Source organism: Enterobacter sp. NFIX59, from assembly GCF_900113755.1.
GTDB classification, from domain to species: Bacteria; Pseudomonadota; Gammaproteobacteria; order Enterobacterales; family Enterobacteriaceae; genus Enterobacter; species Enterobacter pseudoroggenkampii.
The window spans coordinates 1,536,168-1,554,358 of sequence record NZ_FOQN01000001.1; the positions used below are offsets into that span (position 1 = coordinate 1,536,168).

Annotated in this window: 15 protein-coding genes and 1 tRNA gene; 6 read left to right on the top strand and 10 right to left on the bottom strand. The window is 54.8% G+C overall.

All coding sequences use genetic code 11. From position 1 onward, the window contains the following. The first annotated feature begins 119 nt into the window (after positions 1-119). Complete coding sequence (gene nfsB / locus BM007_RS07500) at positions 120-773, top strand: oxygen-insensitive NAD(P)H nitroreductase (RefSeq protein WP_090417929.1); 654 nt, start codon at positions 120-122, stop codon at positions 771-773. 27 nt (positions 774-800) lie between these two features. Here the strand turns inward: nfsB and BM007_RS07505 are convergent, their stop codons facing one another. Next, positions 801-1,403 (bottom strand): hypothetical protein, encoded by a 603-nt coding sequence (locus BM007_RS07505; RefSeq protein WP_090417932.1) that lies wholly within the window; start codon positions 1,401-1,403, stop codon positions 801-803. Positions 1,404-1,552: 149 nt separating this feature from the next. Next, positions 1,553-2,422 carry a helix-turn-helix transcriptional regulator gene (locus BM007_RS07510; protein ID WP_090417935.1) on the bottom strand — a complete coding sequence of 290 codons (870 nt, stop codon included), beginning with the start codon at positions 2,420-2,422 and terminating at the stop codon, positions 1,553-1,555. 107 nt (positions 2,423-2,529) lie between these two features. Between BM007_RS07510 and BM007_RS07515 the strand changes: the two genes are divergently transcribed. Then, complete coding sequence (locus BM007_RS07515; protein ID WP_090417938.1) at positions 2,530-3,966, top strand: MFS transporter; 1,437 nt, start codon at positions 2,530-2,532, stop codon at positions 3,964-3,966. 65 nt (positions 3,967-4,031) lie between these two features. Continuing rightward, positions 4,032-5,276 (top strand): mechanosensitive ion channel family protein, encoded by a 1,245-nt coding sequence (locus BM007_RS07520; RefSeq protein ID WP_024906897.1) that lies wholly within the window; start codon positions 4,032-4,034, stop codon positions 5,274-5,276. An 86-nt stretch (positions 5,277-5,362) separates the two neighbouring features. On the opposite strand, the gene pheP is transcribed toward BM007_RS07520, so the two are convergent. From pheP to BM007_RS07555, 7 genes are all read right to left on the bottom strand, one after another. Then, a complete protein-coding gene (gene pheP / locus BM007_RS07525) occupies positions 5,363-6,751 on the bottom strand; it encodes a phenylalanine transporter (protein WP_048991439.1) in 1,389 nt (462 codons plus the stop codon). A 103-nt stretch (positions 6,752-6,854) separates the two neighbouring features. Then, complete coding sequence (locus tag BM007_RS07530) at positions 6,855-9,038, bottom strand: TonB-dependent receptor (RefSeq protein ID WP_090417941.1); 2,184 nt, start codon at positions 9,036-9,038, stop codon at positions 6,855-6,857. Between the two features lie 185 nt (positions 9,039-9,223). Beyond that, a complete protein-coding gene (gene yahO / locus BM007_RS07535) occupies positions 9,224-9,499 on the bottom strand; it encodes a DUF1471 family periplasmic protein YahO (protein WP_024906894.1) in 276 nt (91 codons plus the stop codon). A gap of 150 nt (positions 9,500-9,649) precedes the next feature. Next, positions 9,650-10,681: an ABC transporter ATP-binding protein gene (locus BM007_RS07540; protein WP_090417944.1), complete on the bottom strand. Its 1,032-nt coding sequence runs from the start codon at positions 10,679-10,681 to the stop codon at positions 9,650-9,652. 1 nt (position 10,682) lies between these two features. Beyond that, positions 10,683-12,257: an ABC transporter permease gene (locus BM007_RS07545; protein WP_175557790.1), complete on the bottom strand. Its 1,575-nt coding sequence runs from the start codon at positions 12,255-12,257 to the stop codon at positions 10,683-10,685. A gap of 24 nt (positions 12,258-12,281) precedes the next feature. Continuing rightward, entirely contained in the window at positions 12,282-13,298 is a 1,017-nt protein-coding gene (locus BM007_RS07550; protein ID WP_024906891.1) for an iron ABC transporter substrate-binding protein, read from the bottom strand. 304 nt (positions 13,299-13,602) lie between these two features. Next, complete coding sequence (locus tag BM007_RS07555) at positions 13,603-14,601, bottom strand: aldo/keto reductase (RefSeq protein WP_090417950.1); 999 nt, start codon at positions 14,599-14,601, stop codon at positions 13,603-13,605. A 100-nt stretch (positions 14,602-14,701) separates the two neighbouring features. Here BM007_RS07555 and BM007_RS07560 point away from each other — a divergent pair, with 100 nt between their 5' ends. Further along, complete coding sequence (locus BM007_RS07560; protein WP_090417954.1) at positions 14,702-15,610, top strand: LysR family transcriptional regulator; 909 nt, start codon at positions 14,702-14,704, stop codon at positions 15,608-15,610. Positions 15,611-15,617: 7 nt separating this feature from the next. Here the strand turns inward: BM007_RS07560 and BM007_RS07565 are convergent. Continuing rightward, positions 15,618-15,694, bottom strand: a tRNA-Arg gene (locus BM007_RS07565). A 278-nt stretch (positions 15,695-15,972) separates the two neighbouring features. Here BM007_RS07565 and BM007_RS07570 point away from each other — a divergent pair. Both BM007_RS07570 and BM007_RS07575 read left to right on the top strand, forming a co-directional pair. Beyond that, positions 15,973-16,671 carry an EAL domain-containing protein gene (locus tag BM007_RS07570; RefSeq protein WP_048991446.1) on the top strand — a complete coding sequence of 233 codons (699 nt, stop codon included), beginning with the start codon at positions 15,973-15,975 and terminating at the stop codon, positions 16,669-16,671. Positions 16,672-16,695: 24 nt separating this feature from the next. After that, complete coding sequence (locus BM007_RS07575; protein ID WP_048991448.1) at positions 16,696-17,424, top strand: helix-turn-helix transcriptional regulator; 729 nt, start codon at positions 16,696-16,698, stop codon at positions 17,422-17,424. Positions 17,425-18,191 lie beyond the last annotated feature (767 nt).

Sequence of the window (18,191 nt, forward strand, 5' to 3'; positions counted from 1 at the left end):
TGTTCGTCTGAGACGAACAGATTAAGCGCTCGAATTGCACTTATCTTTTGCCGCTTCGCGCGGTAATCTGCTTTCCTTTCGCGCCCGCGAGCGGGCGAATTTCATCACCAGGAGTTGTTATGGATATCATTTCTGTCGCCCTGAAACGCCACTCCACCAAGGCGTTCGACGCAACCAAAAAACTGACCGCGGAAGAAGCGGAAAAAATCAAAACCCTGCTGCAGTACAGCCCGTCCAGCACCAACTCCCAGCCGTGGCACTTCATTGTGGCCAGCACCGAGGAAGGAAAAGCGCGCGTGGCGAAATCCGCGGCAGGCACCTATGTGTTCAACGAACGCAAAATGCTGGATGCCTCTCACGTGGTGGTGTTCTGCGCGAAAATCGCGATGGACGATGCCTGGCTGGAACGCGTTGTCGATCAGGAAGAAGCCGACGGTCGCTTCAACACCCCGGAAGCCAAAGCCGCGAACCATAAGGGCCGCACCTATTTCGCCGACATGCACCGCGTGGATCTGAAAGATGACGACCAGTGGATGGCGAAGCAGGTTTACCTGAACGTCGGCAACTTCCTGCTGGGCGTGGGCGCAATGGGCCTGGACGCGGTACCGATTGAAGGTTTCGATGCCGCTATTCTCGACGAAGAGTTTGGCCTGAAAGAGAAGGGCTTCACCAGCCTGGTGGTGGTGCCGGTTGGGCATCATAGCGTGGAAGATTTCAACGCCACGCTGCCGAAATCTCGCCTGCCGCTGAGCACGATTGTGACCGAGTGCTAATCAACACGGGCCGCTCTGTGCGGCCCGTTACGCTTTACTGATGACTAACCTGCGATGTGGATGCACGTCGCGATCGTGTCCCCAGGCAAACGCAATCCAGCGCTCCTCCAGCTCGGCGTATGAACTCACCGGTGTTAAGTGCCACTCTTCACCTACCGTACCGTCCGCCACGCTTATCCGATAATTCATGCTGAACGCCCAGTCGATCATGCGTAACCAAAACCGCTGTCCGTCACCGGTTTGTTCGCTGTCAGAGACCACAATGTCGTATTCGCTTAGCACCCACTGGAAGAAAGATTGGGGTAATCCACTTATTACCCGCTGATGGACAGCGCGTGGCGTACGCCAGACCATAACCTGTGTCGCAGCCCCGTGGGGAAAGGTAATTTCTTTATGAAACGTCAACTTAACGGCATACGCCGTATAGGGTTTTCCGTCGTCGGTGGTGACGAGACGATATTCATCACCGTAGCGCGATTTTAACAGGCGATATCCCACCGGCAGCATAAATCCTGGCAGATGAAAATCCACCGTGCCCCGCGCAAGAAACGCTTCAGTATGTTCCACGTTTCGGGAGATAAGGCCTAATTTTTGGCTGAAATCTGCGGAATCAATCATCAGTGGCGACATGGTGGTTTCTCATGGCGTGAGTATAGACGACTTAACACCTCATCGAAATGATGTCGATTCAGTCGACTGGCTAAGTTAAACCCACCTTACACCTGTCTCATCCACTTAGCAGAATCGGCTCTTACTCCCTGAAAGCCCCTCGCAAAAAACTATTTCCCCTGCGCCGCCAGCCACGCCATCGCCCTCTCCCCCGCCTCATCTACCGGCAGATACACCAGCAAACGCGACCCGTTTCGCGGCGCGGAATACCAGTACATCTGCTGCAGCGTAAACTCCCCCAGCTCGGGATGGGTAAACAGCTTGAGCTGGTTCTCCACGCCGCGCACGTCGTTACGCTGGTGCCACAGGGTTTTAAACTCTTCGGACACCGCAAAGAAGCGCGCCAGTTTGGCTTCCCACAGCGGGTCGCCCCGGTGCTCGGCCATCGCCGCGCGGAAATAGGAGACAAAAATGGGCAGCACGTCGTCGCGTCTGCCGAGGCGCGCGCGCCACGCCGGATGCGTGAGGAACAGGTAAATACAGTTGCGGTCTTCCGGCGGGATTTCATTGAAATCCACACCCATCAGGTGGCCGAAGCTGTCGTTCCACGCCACGATGTCGAAATTGGGCTTCTGGATGCTGGCAGGTTTTGGCATCAGCGTATCCAGCAGGCGTCGGGTGCCTTCGCTGATGCCCTCGCAGCAGACCGCCTGCGGCGCTTCACCCGGCGGCAAACCCGCTAACACAAACAGATGCCGGGCCTCGGTCGGAGTACATTGCAGCGCTTTTGCCACGGCCGCCATCACCGCGCTGGACGGATTGACGTCCCTGCCCTGCTCAAGCCAGGTATACCAGGTTACGCCCACGTCAGCGAGCATCGCCACCTCTTCCCGGCGCAGACCGGGCGTGCGGCGGCGACCGCTGCGCGGCAGGCCTAAGCGCTGCGGATCGAGACTTTCACGCCGCGCGCGTAAAAATGCCCCCAGCTGTTTTCGGGTGTCATCCTGAAGTGAGACGACGGGTTCAGACATCAGCGCCATAAATCCCCCTGCATGGTAGTGCCAGTACCAGTATAAACAAGAACTGGTACCCGTTTATCTGATGGTAGATGCTACGACCATCTGTTGAATGACGCAATGGAGTTACCATGAATACGTCAGTTGTTTCACCGGGTCGCGCTGGCCTGATATTGCTGTTAACCGGCCAGATGCTTCCGATGATTGATACCTCAATCACCAACGTGGCGCTGGACGCCATTACCCATTCACTGCACGCTACCGCCACCGAGCTGGAGCTGATCGTCGCGCTCTACGGCGTGGCCTTTGCCGTCTGCCTCGCGCTCGGCAGCAAGCTGGGGGATAATTTTGGCCGTCGCCGTCTGTTTATGTGGGGTGTGGCGAGCTTTGGTCTGGCCTCGCTGCTGTGCGGAATGGCGGGGAACATTGAACAGCTGCTCGCCGCGCGCATCGTTCAGGGCGCGGGTGCCGCACTGATCATGCCGCAAATTCTTGCCACGCTGCACGTGACGCTGAAAGGTACGGCACATGCAAAAGCCATCAGCCTGTTCGGCGGCATCGGCGGGATTGCGTTTATCGTCGGGCAGATGGGCGGCGGCTGGCTGGTGTCGGCGGATATCGCCGGGCTGGGCTGGCGTAACGCCTTCTTTATCAACGTGCCGATCTGTCTGATGGTGCTGGCGCTGAGCCGCCGCTTCGTACCGGAAACCCGTCGCGAGACGCCGTCACGCATCGACTGGCCGGGTACCGTGTTGCTGGCCATCATGCTTTGCTGCCTGCTGTTCCCGATGGCGCTCGGCCCGCAGTGGCACTGGTCCTGGCCGCTGAAGGCGATGCTGCTCGCCCTTGTTCCGCTGGCCTGGCTGATGGCGCTGAATGCGCGCAAAAAAGAGCGTGAGAATGCCCACCCGCTGATCCCGCCGCGCCTGCTTGCGCTTCGCAGCGTGCGCTTTGGCATTCTGATTGCGATGCTCTTTTTCAGCGTCTGGTCCGGATTTATGTTCTGTATGGCCCTGACCATGCAAACCGGTCTGGGGATGGCGCCGTGGCAGTCCGGGAACAGTTTTATCGCCCTGGGCGTGACCTACTTTGTTTCGGCGTGGTTCGCGCCGCGGCTGATTGCCCGCTACAGCACCAGCACCATCCTGCTGACGGGTCTGGCGATCCAGATCACCGGCCTGCTGGCGCTGATCGCCACGTTCCGCGTTTGGGGCATAGAGAATACCGCCCTGACGCTGGCACCCGCCACCGGACTGGTGGGCTACGGGCAGGCGCTGATCGTGAACAGCTTCTACCGCATCGGGATGCGCGACATTCAGCCTGACGACGCGGGGGCCGCGAGCGCTATTTTAAGCACGCTCCAGCAGGCCGCGCTGGGTCTTGGCCCGGCCATTTTTGGCGCAATCTTGCTGCACGCGCTGCAAAACCATCACGGGGATTACACCCAGGCGGTTAACGTCTTCCTGATGGTGGAAACGGCCATGATGGTGGTGCTGGCTCTGGCGACGCTGCGCATCCGCCATAGCCTGTGCCTGCCGGTGGTAAAGGTCTGCCAGGCAGCCAAATAAGTTCGTGAATTTGCATAATAGATCCGCAGCCGCCATTATGGGGCTGCAAAAATACAGGAGACGTTATGCAGGAATTGATTGCTCAGGTTGAAGAGTTAGGCATTGAAATTAATCACACCACCTCTTTAGTAATTATCTTTGGTATTATTTTTCTTACCGCCATCATCGTTCATTTTATTCTACACAAAGGGGTGCTTCGCGCATTCGAAAAACGCGCGCAGGCCAGCAGCCATTTATGGCTGCAGATCATCACCCAGAATAAATTATTTCACCGTCTGGCCTTTACCCTGCAGGGGATAATTGTCAATGTCCAGGCGGTACTGTGGCTGCAAAAAGGCAGCGAAGCAGCGGAAATTCTCACTACCTGCGCCAGGCTGTGGGTAATGGTATATGCCCTGCTCTCCTTCTTCTCGCTGCTGGACGTGATTTTCAATCTGTCGCAGAAAATGGCCACCGCGTCACAGCTGCCGCTGAAAGGGATCTTCCAGGGCATCAAGCTGGTGAGCGCCATCCTGGTGGGGATATTGATTATCTCCCTGCTCATCGGCCAGTCCCCGGCGATTCTGATAAGCGGTCTGGGCGCCATGGCCGCCGTGCTGATGCTGGTGTTTAAAGACCCGATACTCGGACTGGTGGCAGGTATTCAGCTTTCCGCCAACGACATGCTCAAGCTCGGCGACTGGCTGGAAATGCCGAAATACGGCGCCAACGGCACGGTGACGGATATCGGCCTGACCACCGTGAAAGTACGAAATTTCGATAATACGATTACGACTATTCCGACGTGGGCCCTGGTCTCCGACGCCTTTATCAACTGGAGCGGCATGTCGGCCTCCGGCGGGCGACGTATTAAGCGCAGTCTGAATATTGATACCACCAGTATTCATTTTCTCGACGAACAGGAGCAGCAGAAACTCATTCAGGCGAAACTGCTGAAGCCTTATCTGGCCGCGCGTCATGAGGAAATTAACCTGTGGAATCAGCAGAACGGTGAAGGGGAATCGGTATTAAACCTGCGCAAGATGACCAATATCGGCACCTTCCGCGCCTACCTGAACGAATATCTGCGCAACCACCCGCGCATTCGCAAAGATATGACGCTGATGGTGCGCCAGCTAGCACCTGACGCGAATGGTTTGCCGATTGAAATATATGCCTTCACCAATACGGTGGTCTGGGCAGAATATGAGGAGATTCAGGCCGACATCTTCGACCATATTTTCGCGGTGGTGGATGAATTTGGGTTGCGTATTCACCAGTCCCCGACCGGGAACGATATTCGCGCCCTGTCGGGGGTCATTGCCAGGTAATCTGTGTAGGCACCCGGGCGTGAAGGCAAGTGCGGTCTGGTGCCCTCACCCCGGCCCTCTCCCACAGGGAGAGGGTGAAAAACGTGCTACTTTTTGCGGGAAAGCTTAAACGTCACAAACAGGAAGATCACCCACACCGGCAGCAGCATCGCCGAGAGACGCATCTCATCCATGGTGCACATCAACACCAGAATTAGCCCCAGGAAAGCGATACAGATGTAGTTCCCCGCCGGGTAAAGCAGCGCTTTGAACTGCGTTTCGCGTCCCTTGCGGCGCATCGCGGCGCGGAATCGCAGGTGCGCCAGGCAGATCATGATCCAGTTCAGCAGCAGCGTGGCGACAACCAGCGCCATCAGCAGGCCAAAGGCCTCTTTCGGCAGCAGGTAGTTGATTAGCACTACCAGCGACGTAATGGCACCGGAAAGGAACAAGGAATTCACCGGCACGCCGCGACGGCTGACGCGGGTAAGGAACTTCGGCGCGTTGCCCTGCACGGAGAGGCCAAACAGCATACGGCTGTTGGAGTAAACGCCGCTGTTATAGACCGACAGCGACGCCACCAGAATGACAAAGTTCAGCGCCGAGGCGACCACGTTGCTGTTCAGATCGTGGAAAATCATCACGAACGGGCTGCTGTCGGATTTCACTTCCACCCACGGATAGAGCGCCAGCAGCACCACCAGCGAGCCGATGTAGAACAGCAGAATACGGTATACCACCTGGTTAACCGCTTTTGGAATGCTTTTATGCGGGTCGTGCGCTTCCGCGGCGGTGATGCCAATCAACTCTAATCCGCCGAAGGAGAACATGATCACTGCCAGCGAGAGGATCAGCCCTTTCCAGCCGGTCGCCAGGAAGCCGCCGTGCTGCCAGAGGTTATCGATCGTGGCGCGCTCGCCGCCGTGGCCGGAGAACAGCAGCCACAGGCCAAAGCCGATCATGCCGATAATCGCCAGCACCTTGATCAGCGCAAACCAGAACTCGGTTTCGCCATACAGGCGGACGTTAACAAGGTTAACGGCGTTGATAATGATGAAGAAGGCCGCCGCCCAGATCCACGTCGGGACATCCGGCAGCCAGTACTGCATGTAGATGCCTGCGGCGGTCAGCTCCGCCATCCCCACCAGCACGAACATAACCCAGTAGTTCCAGCCGGACAGGAAGCCTGCAAACGGGCCCCAGTATTTATAAGCAAAGTGCGCGAAGGAGCCTGAAACCGGCTCTTCAACAACCATCTCGCCAAGCTGACGCATGATCAGGAAGGCAATAATCCCGGCGATACCATACCCCAGCAGTACCGCCGGGCCCGCCATCTGAATAGCGGGGCCGATACCAAGAAACAGCCCGGTACCGATCGCGCCGCCAAGGGCAATTAACTGAATATGTCGATTTTGCAAACCACGTTGCAGCGTCGGATTCTGATCCGACGAGGCTTCGGCGCTACCATGGCCTGAAGCGGATGACGCGTCTTTCACGTCCTACCCCTGTCTCTTTTTTAGAAGGGGCACGTTTTAACACTTCATGCTGGAGGTAGCAAGGGATTGGGGCATCCCTGCCCCGGATAACGAGATGGAACGCTTAGAATTCGTAGCCAACCGAGATCTTAAAGGTGCGCGGTTCGCCCTGCGTGATGTAAGTACCGGAATCGTCCACGCTGGCCCAGTAGTTTTCATTGGTCACGTTATCGATGCCTGCGCGCACGGTCATCTGGTTTGCATTGTGGTTCACCGCGAAGCGATAGCGCATCCCCAGATCCAGCGTGGTGTAGCTGTCCAGCTTTTTGGTGTTTGCCAGGTCAGCGTACTGCGCGCCGGAGTGGTTCACGCGGGCGGTGGCGGTCAGGCCGTCAATCGGCTTGATGTCGTACTCTGCGCCCAGCACGGCGTAAAAGTTCGGAATACCGATCGCATCGTTCCCCTGATTCACGCCATTTTTGGTTTTGGTTAGCTCAGCCTGCAGCCAGGTAGCGCTGGCATTCAGACGCATCCCCAGCAGGGGCTCGCCAAAGACGTTCAGCTCCACGCCACGGTTACGCTGCTCGGCGTCAAGGCCGTAGTGGCCGCTGTCGTCGAGGATCGCCGACGGCATTTTAATTTCGAACAGCGCAAGCGATCCGCCCACGCGGCCAAAGTCCGCCTTCACGCCCACTTCGTTCTGCTTAGAGTGCACGATACCGGTGCTCTGGCCGTAGTTGGTGGCGGTATTAGGCGCGGTTTTGCCCGGCTGCAGCGCTTCGGTGTGGTTGGCATAGAGGGAGATTTCCTCCCACGGCTTGTAGACCACGCCGTAGGTTGGCATCCAGCGGCTGCCGTCGAAGCCGTCTGCCGCGTTTTCCGCACCGGTAATTTTGTTATACCCGCGAACGACCACCTTCTGATGGCGCGCCCCGGCGGTGAACAGCAGCTTATCGTCCAGTACGCCCAGCGTATCGCTCAGCAGCCAGCCCTGAGTACGGGTGCGCCCGCTGGTCAGCGGATCGCTGTATTTCCCGCCTGAGCCGTTGAGGTTGCTGCTATCCGGCATATCCACGCCGGTATTGTGGTAGATGTTGGTCGTCGGGTTATCCTTCGTCGCCGACATTTTCCACGCGATTTTTTCGTTTTTGGTCATCGCCGAGTAGCCGACGTTGACCTTATGCGAGACGAAACCGGTATTGAAATTACCGCGAATGCCCGCCATGCCGCTGACGGAATCGCTGATGCGGTTGGTATCAAGGCGGCTGACCGTTGCCTTGCCGCTTTTATCTACCAGCTTCGGCGCGCTATAGATCCCTTCCTCATGCGCGTGCTGCGCGCCCAGGCCAGTATAGGCGGTCCAGCCGTCGGTGATGTCGTACTCGCTGCGCCACATCCCGAACTCGTTTTCAATGTTGCTGTAGGCCCACTTCTGCGAGAAGTTGCGATCGTTTTTCGGCGGCTCGGGCACGAAATCCACCGCCGAAATATTGACGCTGGTTGGGCTGCCGTGGAAGGTTTTCTTCTGATAGCCCAGATCAAGCGAGGTGCGGAAGCGGTCACCGCTGTAATCCAGGCCGGTAGAGAGCAGCGTGGTGCGGCGGCGATCGTTCGGTATGCCGGTTTCCCCTTCGCGGTGCACCAGATTCACCCGCGCGCCAAACTGGTCGTTGTCGCCGTAGCGACGGCCCGCATCCAGCGTGGTGCCAATCTGAGAATCTGAGGTGTAGTCCACGCCCACTTTCGCCTGCGGGAGTTCGCCCGTGTGTTTTGGCTCAAGGTTGATCATCCCGCCCACGCCGGAGCTCGCCGCGCCGTTCATCAGGGCGTTTGCCCCTTTGAAGATCTCAATGCGCTCAACCATCTGGGTATCCACCACCTGGCGCGGCAGCACGCCGGACAGCCCGCCAAAGGTCATGTCGTCACCGTCGAACTTCAGGCCACGAATACGGTAGGTTTCCGCGCTGTTACCGAAACCCTGAACGAACTGCACGCCCGCGTCGTTGGCGACCACGTCAGCAATGGTTTTCGCCTGCTGATCTTCCACCAGCTTTGAGGTGTAGCTGATGATGTTGAACGGTACGTCCATGGCGTTCTGCTGGCCCAGCATCCCCATCCGTCCGCCGTTTGCCACCTGTCCGTCGAGGAAGGCCGGTACCAGCCGATCGCCACCGGGTTTGAACTCGCTGGCAGGCTTAGCCTGCACGACGAAGGTATCTTCTTTTTGATCGACCGCCGCGAAGGCGGAATGTGTTACCGCGCCAACGGCGAGCGCCAGTAGCGTTTTGTGTATGTTGGTGTTGTTCATCGTTAACTCATTTGAAAGTGCGCGCAAAAATGACCCGTTGTCGGGCCTTAGAATGTATTGATAGCAATGCAAATGAGAACTATACGCATTATCTATGCGTTAGCAAGCGTAACCGCGAACAACATGAATAGATGGGGAGACAGGGTGAGGAACAACCACCCCGTTTCGGGGTGGCTGCAGTGACGTTATTTTTTCTTGTAGATATTGGCCGTACCGTGAATTTTATTGTTGGTGTTCCCTGACGTGAGCACCAGGACATCTGCGCCTTTCTTATCGGCTTTCTCAATCAGTTCTTTTTTTGCATCATCAACCGATACCTCATTCGAGGTACTTACCGTACCGATTTTTTGATACTGAGACGCAACTTTCTTGAACTCATTTTTTGTCAGCAACTGAGCAGCAAAAGCATTGGTCGTAAACAGTAACGCCGTTCCCAACAAAATAGCAGTCGTCTTTTTCATAACCTTTTTTCCTTGAGATTAATCAGCAACTACGAAAAACCTCACGCATTGTGGTGAGGTTTTATGAGCATGGTAGAGAATCTCAGGAAATGCCATACGTTCGGGAAAATTCTTTTATAACAACCCGTTGCATGAAATTACTAACGAATATTAAGAATATTCGAATACCCGCGCGGTGCCAGCAATATCAATGCGTACCGCCGTGCCCGGGTTCCATCCTGGCTGGCTGACGGTCTTCAGAATCACGGGCTGTTGCTGCCCGGCTAATCCGAGGGTGAGCGTCGATAGCTGTCCGGTGAAATCCACATCAAGAATCGAGATCGGGCTTTCATGTGAGGCACATGCCGTCACGCGTAATTGTTCAGGGCGCATCATCACCCTGCCCTGTCCTGTCGCATGCGCGTTGTCCGTCGGCACTTCACCCAGCGCGCACACGGCATACCCGGCAGCGAGTTGAGCTGGCAGGATCACGGCGTCGCCAAGAAACAGCGCCGTCTCTTCGTCAACGGGACGGGTGTAAACCTCATAAGGCGTACCGACCTGTGTGAAGCGTCCGGAGCGCATCACGGCAACCTGCGTGGCAAAGGACAACGCTTCGTTCTGATCGTGGGTGACCAGAATCGAGGCCACGCCCGCTTCGGCCAGCAGATCGGCCGTTGCCTTACGCGTCATGGCGCGCAGGCCGGTATCCAGCGCCGAGAACGGTTCATCCAGCAGCATCAGTGAAGGACGCTGGGCCAGCGCACGGGCAAGCGCCACGCGCTGCTGCTGCCCGCCGGAAATCTCGTGAGGCCAGTGCGTTGCCAGCTGCCTGTCCAGAGACACCATTTCCATCAGCGCCTCAACGCGCTGGCGTTTCTCGTGGCGGGTGCCATCCAGCCCCCAGGCAATGTTGTCTGCCACGTTGAGGTGCGGGAACAGCGCCCCCTCCTGAGGTACAAAACCGATCCCGCGCTGGTGGGCAGGGACAAAACGGTTTTCATCAAACAGCGTTCTCCCCTGCATGACAATACGCCCGGTGTCAGGCGTTTCGAAACCGGCAAGAATACGCAGCAGCGTGGTTTTCCCCGACCCGGACGGCCCGACAATCGCCGTCCTGCTCCCCGGCGCAACGCTCAGGTTCAAGCTGTCGAGCACCTGCACATCAGCAAACGATTTAGAAATGGCGGTTAATTCAAGCATGTCATAGCCCTGCAATTTTTTTCGACTGCATATAGAGAATGGCGGTCAGCGGGAGTGAAATCAGGATCATCAGCATCGCGTAAGGCGCGGCGGCCACATAGTCAATTTCACTGGTCAGCGCCCAGAATCCGGTGGAGAGCGTACGCGTGCCCAGCGGAGAGAGCAACAGCGTGGCGGTCAACTCGTTGCTGACGCCGAGGAAAACCAGCGCGGCACCCGCCGCAGCACCGGGCGCGGCCAGCCGCATCGTAACGCTCCAGAGCGCCTTCGCGGGCGTGCTGCCCAGGCTGCGCGCCACGTTTTCCAGCTCAACCGGCGCCTGCGCAATTCCCGCCCGCAGGTTGATGAGCGCTCGGGGCATAAACATCAGCAGGTAGGCCAGGAACAGGGTAATTTCCGTCTGGTAAATGGGGCGGGCGTAATGAATGGTGACGGTGACCAGCGCCAGCGCCGTGACAATGCCCGGCAGTGAACTGGTGATATAGATGCACCCTTCCAGCATCCGAAAGATACGGTGCGGATAGCGGATACCGAGCCACGCGATGGGGATCACGCACGCCGTCGTCAGGAGCGCACCGCCCACGCCGAGCATCAGCGTCTGGCGCAGGGAGTGCCAGAGATCGGGACTCATCCAGTTTTGCACGCCGCCGAGCCAAATCCAGCGACACAGGACAATCAACGGCACGCCCAGCGCCAGCACGATCAGCACGATGAAAAACAGCTGGCCCAGCGCGGCAGCCGCAGGCTTCAGCGGCCAGCGTTTTTGCTCGCGCGCGGCCCCGGCGCCAATGCGCGCGTAGCGTGCTTTTCCGCGCGTTACGCCTTCCAGCACCAGAATAGCCAGACAGCACAAGGCCAGCACGCCCGCCAGCATGTTCGCCGCCGGGCCGCTGAAGGTAGACTGGAACTGGTCATAGATTGCCGTGGTGAAGGTATCAAAGCGGATCATCACGTACAGGCCATATTCCGCCAGCAGATGCAGCGCCACCAGCAGCGCGCCGCCGCAGATAGCCAGCTTGAGCTGCGGCAGCACCACGCGGAAAAAGACCCGCCAGGGCGGCGTGCCGAGCGATGCGGCGACATCTTCAAGCGTCGGGTCAAGACGACGCAGCACCGCCGCAACCGGCATATAGATAAACGGATAGTAGGCCAGAACGGAGAGGAACACGCCCGCGGAGAGCCCATGCATGGAGGGGACAACGCTTACCCAGGCATAGCTTTGCACAAACGCGGGGATCGCCAGCGGGGCGACCGCCAGTGCAGACCAGATCCCTCGCCCGGCAAGCTGCGTGCGCTCGGTGAGCCAGGCTATCGCCACGCCCGTCACGATACACAGCGGAACCGCTAAAGCCGTCAGCCACAGCGTGTTGCTGAGTAGCTCAGCAACACGCGGGCGAAACACCAGCGCCTTAATGGTTTCCCAGCCGGTCTCAATGCCAATGGCAATGATAAAACCCAAAGGCAGAAGCGCCATTAATGAAAACAACACAGCTAACGCAACCATCGGCAGTGCAGGACGCCTGCGGGCAGGCTCCTGCACTGTGTTTTTTCCGATGTCGAGACTCAGACCAGACATAAGACGTTCACTTCACTCTCAGGATCACAGCAGACCGGCTTGCGTCATCAGCTCGATAACTTTTTTACTGTTGAGCGTTGAAGGTTCAACTTTCGGTGCATCAAGATCTTTCAGTGGGACCAGTTTCGGATTTGAGGCCGCGTTTACGCCCACAGCGTATTCAAAGGCGTTGTTGGTACGCAGACTCTCCTGACCTTCTTTGCCGGTAATGTATTTGATGAAGGCCTGCGCCTGGGCTTTGTGCTTGCTGGACGCCAGCACGCCACCGCCGGAAAGGCTCACAAACGCGCCCGGATCCTGGTGTTTGAAGTAGTAGAGCTGGGTGTTTTTGCTGTTTTCACCGGTTTTAGACTGATCGACAAAGCGGTAGTAGTGATAAATCACGCCGCCATCAATCTGGCCGGCATTGACGGCTTTCATCACCGTGCTGTTGCCTTTATAGGCAACGAAATTAGCTTTCATCGCCTTAAGCCATTCCAGAGTGGCCTTTTCGCCTTTCAGAGCCAGCATCGCGCTCACGATGGCCTGGAAATCCGCGCCTGACGGTGATGCCGCCCAGCGGCCTTTCCACTCGGGTTTCGCCAGATCCATCAGCGACTTAGGCAGCTGCTGCTCGTTCAGTTTTGCCGGGTTATAGACGAATACCGTGCTGCGGGCGGCAATGCCGATCCAGCGACCGTGCGCCGGACGATACTCTGCCGGTACCTGCTTCAGGGTGTCTGCATCCAGCGGCGCAAACAGGTTAGCGTTATCCACCAGCACCATGGACGGTGAGTTTTCCGTCAGGAATACGTCGGCCGGCGATGCGCTGCCTTCCTGAACCAGCTGGTTACCCAGCTCGCTGTCATCACCATTGCGCAAAGTCACTTTAATGCCGGTTTCTTTGGTAAAACCGTCAACCCACGACTTCACCAGGTTTTCATGCTGCGCGTTATACACAACGATACCTTCGTTGTTATCGGCGGCAACTGATTGTGTGGAAAGGAAAAGGGATGACGACAACAAGGCAAGCGAGAAGCAGGACAGCAGGCGAGAATTCATGAACATATCCTTAATAGACCAACGGGAGTAACCACTCATAGCTTTGTGGGACAGGATTAAAGCACACAACAACGCTAATGATAATTAGTATCAATCCAGTTTACGCGTAAAAGTGTAAAATTTCATTATTGCGTGGTTTGAAATGATAAAAATCCAGATGGGAAAGATAGTTCAATTCAAAATTAAGAAAACCTTAAGACTGAACGGAAGAAGAATTCATTAGCCTTCTATTTATTATTGCGACATTTAATGCACAGATGAAGAACTCTCCCGCCAGAGAAGCGGGAGAATGTAATGCAGTGTGTTATTTATCGATTAAATTAAAATCACCCTGGTTATATCTTTGCCCCTGGATATTGTCAGGCGTAAAGACATGGTCAACGAACTTAATATCAGAATCGGAAAGATTCAGGCTGACCGCCCCCGCATTATCCTGCAAATGCGCTATTTTTCGAGCCCCGGGAATAGGAACAATGTCATCTCCTTTACTCATCACCCATGCGAGGGCCAGCTGCGCGAGGGAACAGCGGTATTTATCCGCGACATCCTGTAGCTGGCCGAGCAGCTGTTGGTTTTTCTGCATCGCTGCTTTCTGGAAGCGGGGCAGGTTCCGCCGGAAATCATCCTCGCCAAAGCCGGAGCTGTCCGTGATTTTCCCGGTTAAAAATCCGCGACCCAGCGGACTGTAGGGCACAAACCCAACGCCCAGCTCGCGGCAAGCGTTGAGAATGCTTTCCTCCGGCTCGCGAGTCCAGAGCGAATATTCCGTTTGCACGGCGGTAATCGGATAAACTTTGCAGGCCCGGCGTAACGTGTCGGCTGAGACTTCTGAAAGCCCGATATGGCGAACTTTCCCTTCCTTGATTAAATCAGCCATTGTTCCCACAACGTCTTCAACAGGTACAGACGGGTCGACGCGGTGCTGATAAAGCAGATCGATAGTCTCGATATTGAGACGTTTAAGTGAACCTTCTACCGCTTCACGAATATGTTCAGGGCGGCTGTCAACACCAGCCATACGTTCAAGCCCGCGTCCGGAGGGAAGGATGCGAAAACCAAATTTAGTCGCAATCTGTACCTTGTCGCGAATGCCTTTAATCGCTTTCCCGACCAGGACTTCATTATCATAGGGGCCATAAACTTCCGCGGAATCAAGGAAGGTAACGCCCAAATCGACCGCAGCGTGAATGGTATTGATCGCCTCCGATTCTTCGGCGCCACCATAGGCAAAACTCATCCCCATACAACCCAACCCCAGCGCTGACACCTGGAATTTATCTTTTCCCAGATAACGTGATTTCATCTTATATTCCTGTTTTGATAAATGACAAGAAATATATACTTTCATTCTTAACGCATAACAATTAGTATATTTTTAATGCAGTATTTTATGAGAATTAACAATGAAAAACGCACCAGAATTACAACATATAGAAATATTACTTCTTATTGTAAAACACGGGAGTTTTCGTCAGGCCGCAAAAGAATTAAATGTTTCAGCGCCGACGTTAACTGTCGCCATAAATAATCTTGAAGAAAAACTTGGGGTTAGACTTTTGAATCGCTCCACCCGAAGCTTGTCTTTGACGGCCGTCGGTAAAGCGTTTCTTGATGACGTGACGCCCGTCCTGAATGACTACAGACGCGTCATTGATAATCTCAATGACCACAAAGAAAAGCCTGAAGGCGTCATCAAAGTCAACTTACCCCGGATCGTGGTTGATCTCTTTTTTCAAAGCCATTTCGTTACGTTCAAAAATAATTACCCGGGTATTAAATTAGAGTTGTTCACCACTGACAGAAAAATTAATATTATCGACTCAGGTTTCGATGCCGGAATACGGTATACACAAGATGTTCCTAAAGATATGGTTGCCATTCCCTTTGGTGGCAAGATGGCTCTTATTCCCGTTGCCAGCCCTGATTTTCTGAAGAAATCAGGCACGCCTGACTCACCAAAAGATCTGGTCAATTTCAGGTGTATAAATCGCTGTTTTCCTGATGGAAAGCTGTATCGCTGGGAGTTTATGGATCCACAAGGGGAAACAATGGAGGTATCTGTTAATGGCGATCTGGTTGTCGATTCAGATGCGGCAATGATCCAGGCTGCTGAATATGGGTTAGGGATTGCGTTTGTTTATGAGAATCTGGTTGAGGATAAAATTAGCGAAAACAAACTTGTCCGTTTGCTACCTGATTATACCTATCCCGCTGATAATTTTTGTGTTTACTACCCGAGCCGAAAACATCTGCCAGCACCGCTGAGAACCTTCATAGCGTGGGTGATGTCGATGAATAAAGACGTGCGTTGAGAGGAAATGGCACGCCCTGTAGGATTCGAACCTACGACCTACGGCTTAGAAGGCCGTTGCTCTATCCAACTGAGCTAAGGGCGCACTGAGAAGCGTGTGCTTCGCGGTGGTGAAACGCGAAGAATTATACGGTCAATGGCAGGTGAGTCAATGCCTTTTCCGCTTTCCTGGGCAATTACCGCTAGCCGGTTGTAAATACGGCTATTTTCTCAACATTTCTCCCTGTTTCACCGTAAAATTTAGCGCTGCGAAAAGGCCTAGTTGCATTTAAGTAACGCCTGCTGTTTTCCTGAACGTCAGCTCGTCACACTAGAGTCAGGTATCCCGGCCGCCTGGAGGCTGACAGACAACAGGACAATGGAGTGACAGCGCAAAACCTGATCGATACGCCCCCCCGGTTACAGTACCTTTCTCAGGACATCGTCGGCATTAAGCTTGAGCCTATCGTCGCCCTCACCTCCTTGCGCCAGGTTGGCGTGGAGGTCCTTAGCGTTCTGTCCGACACCCGCCACAGCGAGGACTTTTTTTGCGATCGGTCCGCTGAGTGGTCGATAACCCTGCTTGAAGCGCAGCTTGCCACGCTAAAAAATACGCCGCACGGACATAACCTTTTTATTAATCTGCCGATAACCGTCCTGACGGAGCCTGCGTCTTTTCAGCGACTTATCAGGTTACCTGGCGTGCAGCTCAATATTGAGATTGTCGACCTCGCGTCCTTTTTGGCGCTAACCGTCGCACAGAAGCAGCATGTGGTTCAGAATCTGCAGCAACTTAGCAGACAGGGACACGCTATCTGGCTGGATGACGTGGACGACGTCTTAGTGCAGTCGTTTTTATCCTGTCGACTCCCGTTAAGCGGCGTCAAAATAGATAAGGAAGCATTCTGGCGTTTACGCGACACCCCTGCGCTGAGGCAACTGGTTTCCCTTTGCTTTCAGCTGGCCGGGAAAGTGCTTATTGAAGGTATTGAGACTGAACGCGATCGTACCTGGGCACTGCAGGCAGGCGCAGACCTCGGCCAGGGATATTACTGGCCGTCCTGGACATGGCCGGAGGATTAAAACGCCATTTCCAGGAGGGAGACCATGCGAATGACAGTGCGCCGTTACCGGCGGCGGCGTACAGGAAGTGATGCACTGGGATTTACGCGCTCACCTTTTGCTCCCCCCTTTTTCGACCGACTCGAATTTTTGAGCCAGTCCATCAGCCAGCCCCGCAAAACAGACGCCCCTTTTATCCTTCTGGTGACGGAGGATCACTACCTGCGCACCGGCTTTCTCAACGGGCAGTTTCCTCTGAGCAGCTGCTGCGACTACGCCACGCTGGACGACGCCCTTATCGCTCAGACACAGTGGCCCTCCGCCCGTCTGGTCGTGGATATAGAAAGCCGGTCCACGGGGCTGCTGGAGAAACTGGATCAGTTGAGAAGGCATAGCCTGTTTCCTCCGTACCTGACGCCCTGGCTGTTAGTCCGGGCCGATAATTACGACACCCGCCTCTTCTGCAAAGCGGCAGGTCCCTTTCATGTGCTCGAACGCCAACTGAACGCCGCCGCGCTCCAGCACAGCCTGCTGGATACCCGCCCCCCGCAGGGTTCCGACAAAGACTGGTTCTCACGCAATGAATGGCCCATCCTGCAGGAGCTCTCACGGGGCAAGACGCTGCGTCAGATTGCCCTGATGCAGAATCGCCCCTATAGCCGCATTATCTATCGTCTCAGCTGCATCCTGCTGAAGCTGGGGCTGAGCCATCGCCAGGAATTGCTTCATCTTCTTAATAACCTCTCAGACTGCACGTTTTCACTCACGTCCTAACCCCTTATTTCCTAAAGCGGTTTAGGAATTTACTTACCAATTGCGTTACATAAATGTTAATCTTTAACAATAAAATCGAATTTATAACTATTCCTAATTTATGGGCGTAAACCTTGTGAAATGCCATAAATTGAATGAACGGCAGCACTTTCCTCCATCCGTTAAGCGAATGCAGATAGCGTTAACAAGATGATAATGATGTAAAAACAAGCAGCTTAGCGACAACGTCCAGGAGTAAAAAGCGAAGCGGGTAGCATGTTCTCCTGCGGACCTGGTGCCGTTATCGTGGTCAACGCAAGCACTTTCGGATGAAGGTCTGACGGCCTGCGAGGGCAATTTTTAACCTCCGCGTCGCGGGTTCGCCCCCAGAAATGATGTCTATTTTTGTTAACAATTGATCAACATACAGAGATATCTGTTATTTTTTGTTATTACATAAAGATGAAAATATGCGGTAAATGAGATAATAGGATATTTCCGCTAATTTTAAAAAAATAGTGATTCAGATCCAGAAGATAATACAAACCCATACGCGGATATTAATTTACAGGGTTTTCGGAAAAAACTTACCCTGTATAATAAGATGCGTACCAAATTTGAATAAGAAAAACCTTTTTGCCAACACCAGCCTAATGAGATGACCGCGCTGAGGCATAGTTCTTTTCATTACGTAAACAAGGATGCTTTCGCTCTTTCCAGGGAAATACTACGGTATAGGGATCTGCACATTATATCCTTCCGGCATTTCGAGAGTTTTACCAAACTCT

Excerpts from the sequence above, each read along its gene's own strand:
- nfsB (WP_090417929.1), top strand. The coding sequence starts at position 120 with ATGGATATCATTTCTGTCGCCCTGAAACGCCACTCCACCAAGGCGTTC.
- BM007_RS07505 (WP_090417932.1), bottom strand. The coding sequence starts at position 1,403 with ATGTCGCCACTGATGATTGATTCCGCAGATTTCAGCCAAAAATTAGGC.
- BM007_RS07510 (WP_090417935.1), bottom strand. The coding sequence starts at position 2,422 with ATGGCGCTGATGTCTGAACCCGTCGTCTCACTTCAGGATGACACCCGA.
- BM007_RS07515 (WP_090417938.1), top strand. The coding sequence starts at position 2,530 with ATGAATACGTCAGTTGTTTCACCGGGTCGCGCTGGCCTGATATTGCTG.
- BM007_RS07520 (WP_024906897.1), top strand. The coding sequence starts at position 4,032 with ATGCAGGAATTGATTGCTCAGGTTGAAGAGTTAGGCATTGAAATTAAT.
- BM007_RS07530 (WP_090417941.1), bottom strand. The coding sequence starts at position 9,038 with ATGAACAACACCAACATACACAAAACGCTACTGGCGCTCGCCGTTGGC.
- yahO (WP_024906894.1), bottom strand. The coding sequence starts at position 9,499 with ATGAAAAAGACGACTGCTATTTTGTTGGGAACGGCGTTACTGTTTACG.
- BM007_RS07540 (WP_090417944.1), bottom strand. The coding sequence starts at position 10,681 with ATGCTTGAATTAACCGCCATTTCTAAATCGTTTGCTGATGTGCAGGTG.
- BM007_RS07545 (WP_175557790.1), bottom strand. The coding sequence starts at position 12,257 with ATGTCTGGTCTGAGTCTCGACATCGGAAAAAACACAGTGCAGGAGCCT.
- BM007_RS07550 (WP_024906891.1), bottom strand. The coding sequence starts at position 13,298 with ATGAATTCTCGCCTGCTGTCCTGCTTCTCGCTTGCCTTGTTGTCGTCA.
- BM007_RS07555 (WP_090417950.1), bottom strand. The coding sequence starts at position 14,601 with ATGAAATCACGTTATCTGGGAAAAGATAAATTCCAGGTGTCAGCGCTG.
- BM007_RS07560 (WP_090417954.1), top strand. The coding sequence starts at position 14,702 with ATGAAAAACGCACCAGAATTACAACATATAGAAATATTACTTCTTATT.
- BM007_RS07575 (WP_048991448.1), top strand. The coding sequence starts at position 16,696 with ATGCGAATGACAGTGCGCCGTTACCGGCGGCGGCGTACAGGAAGTGAT.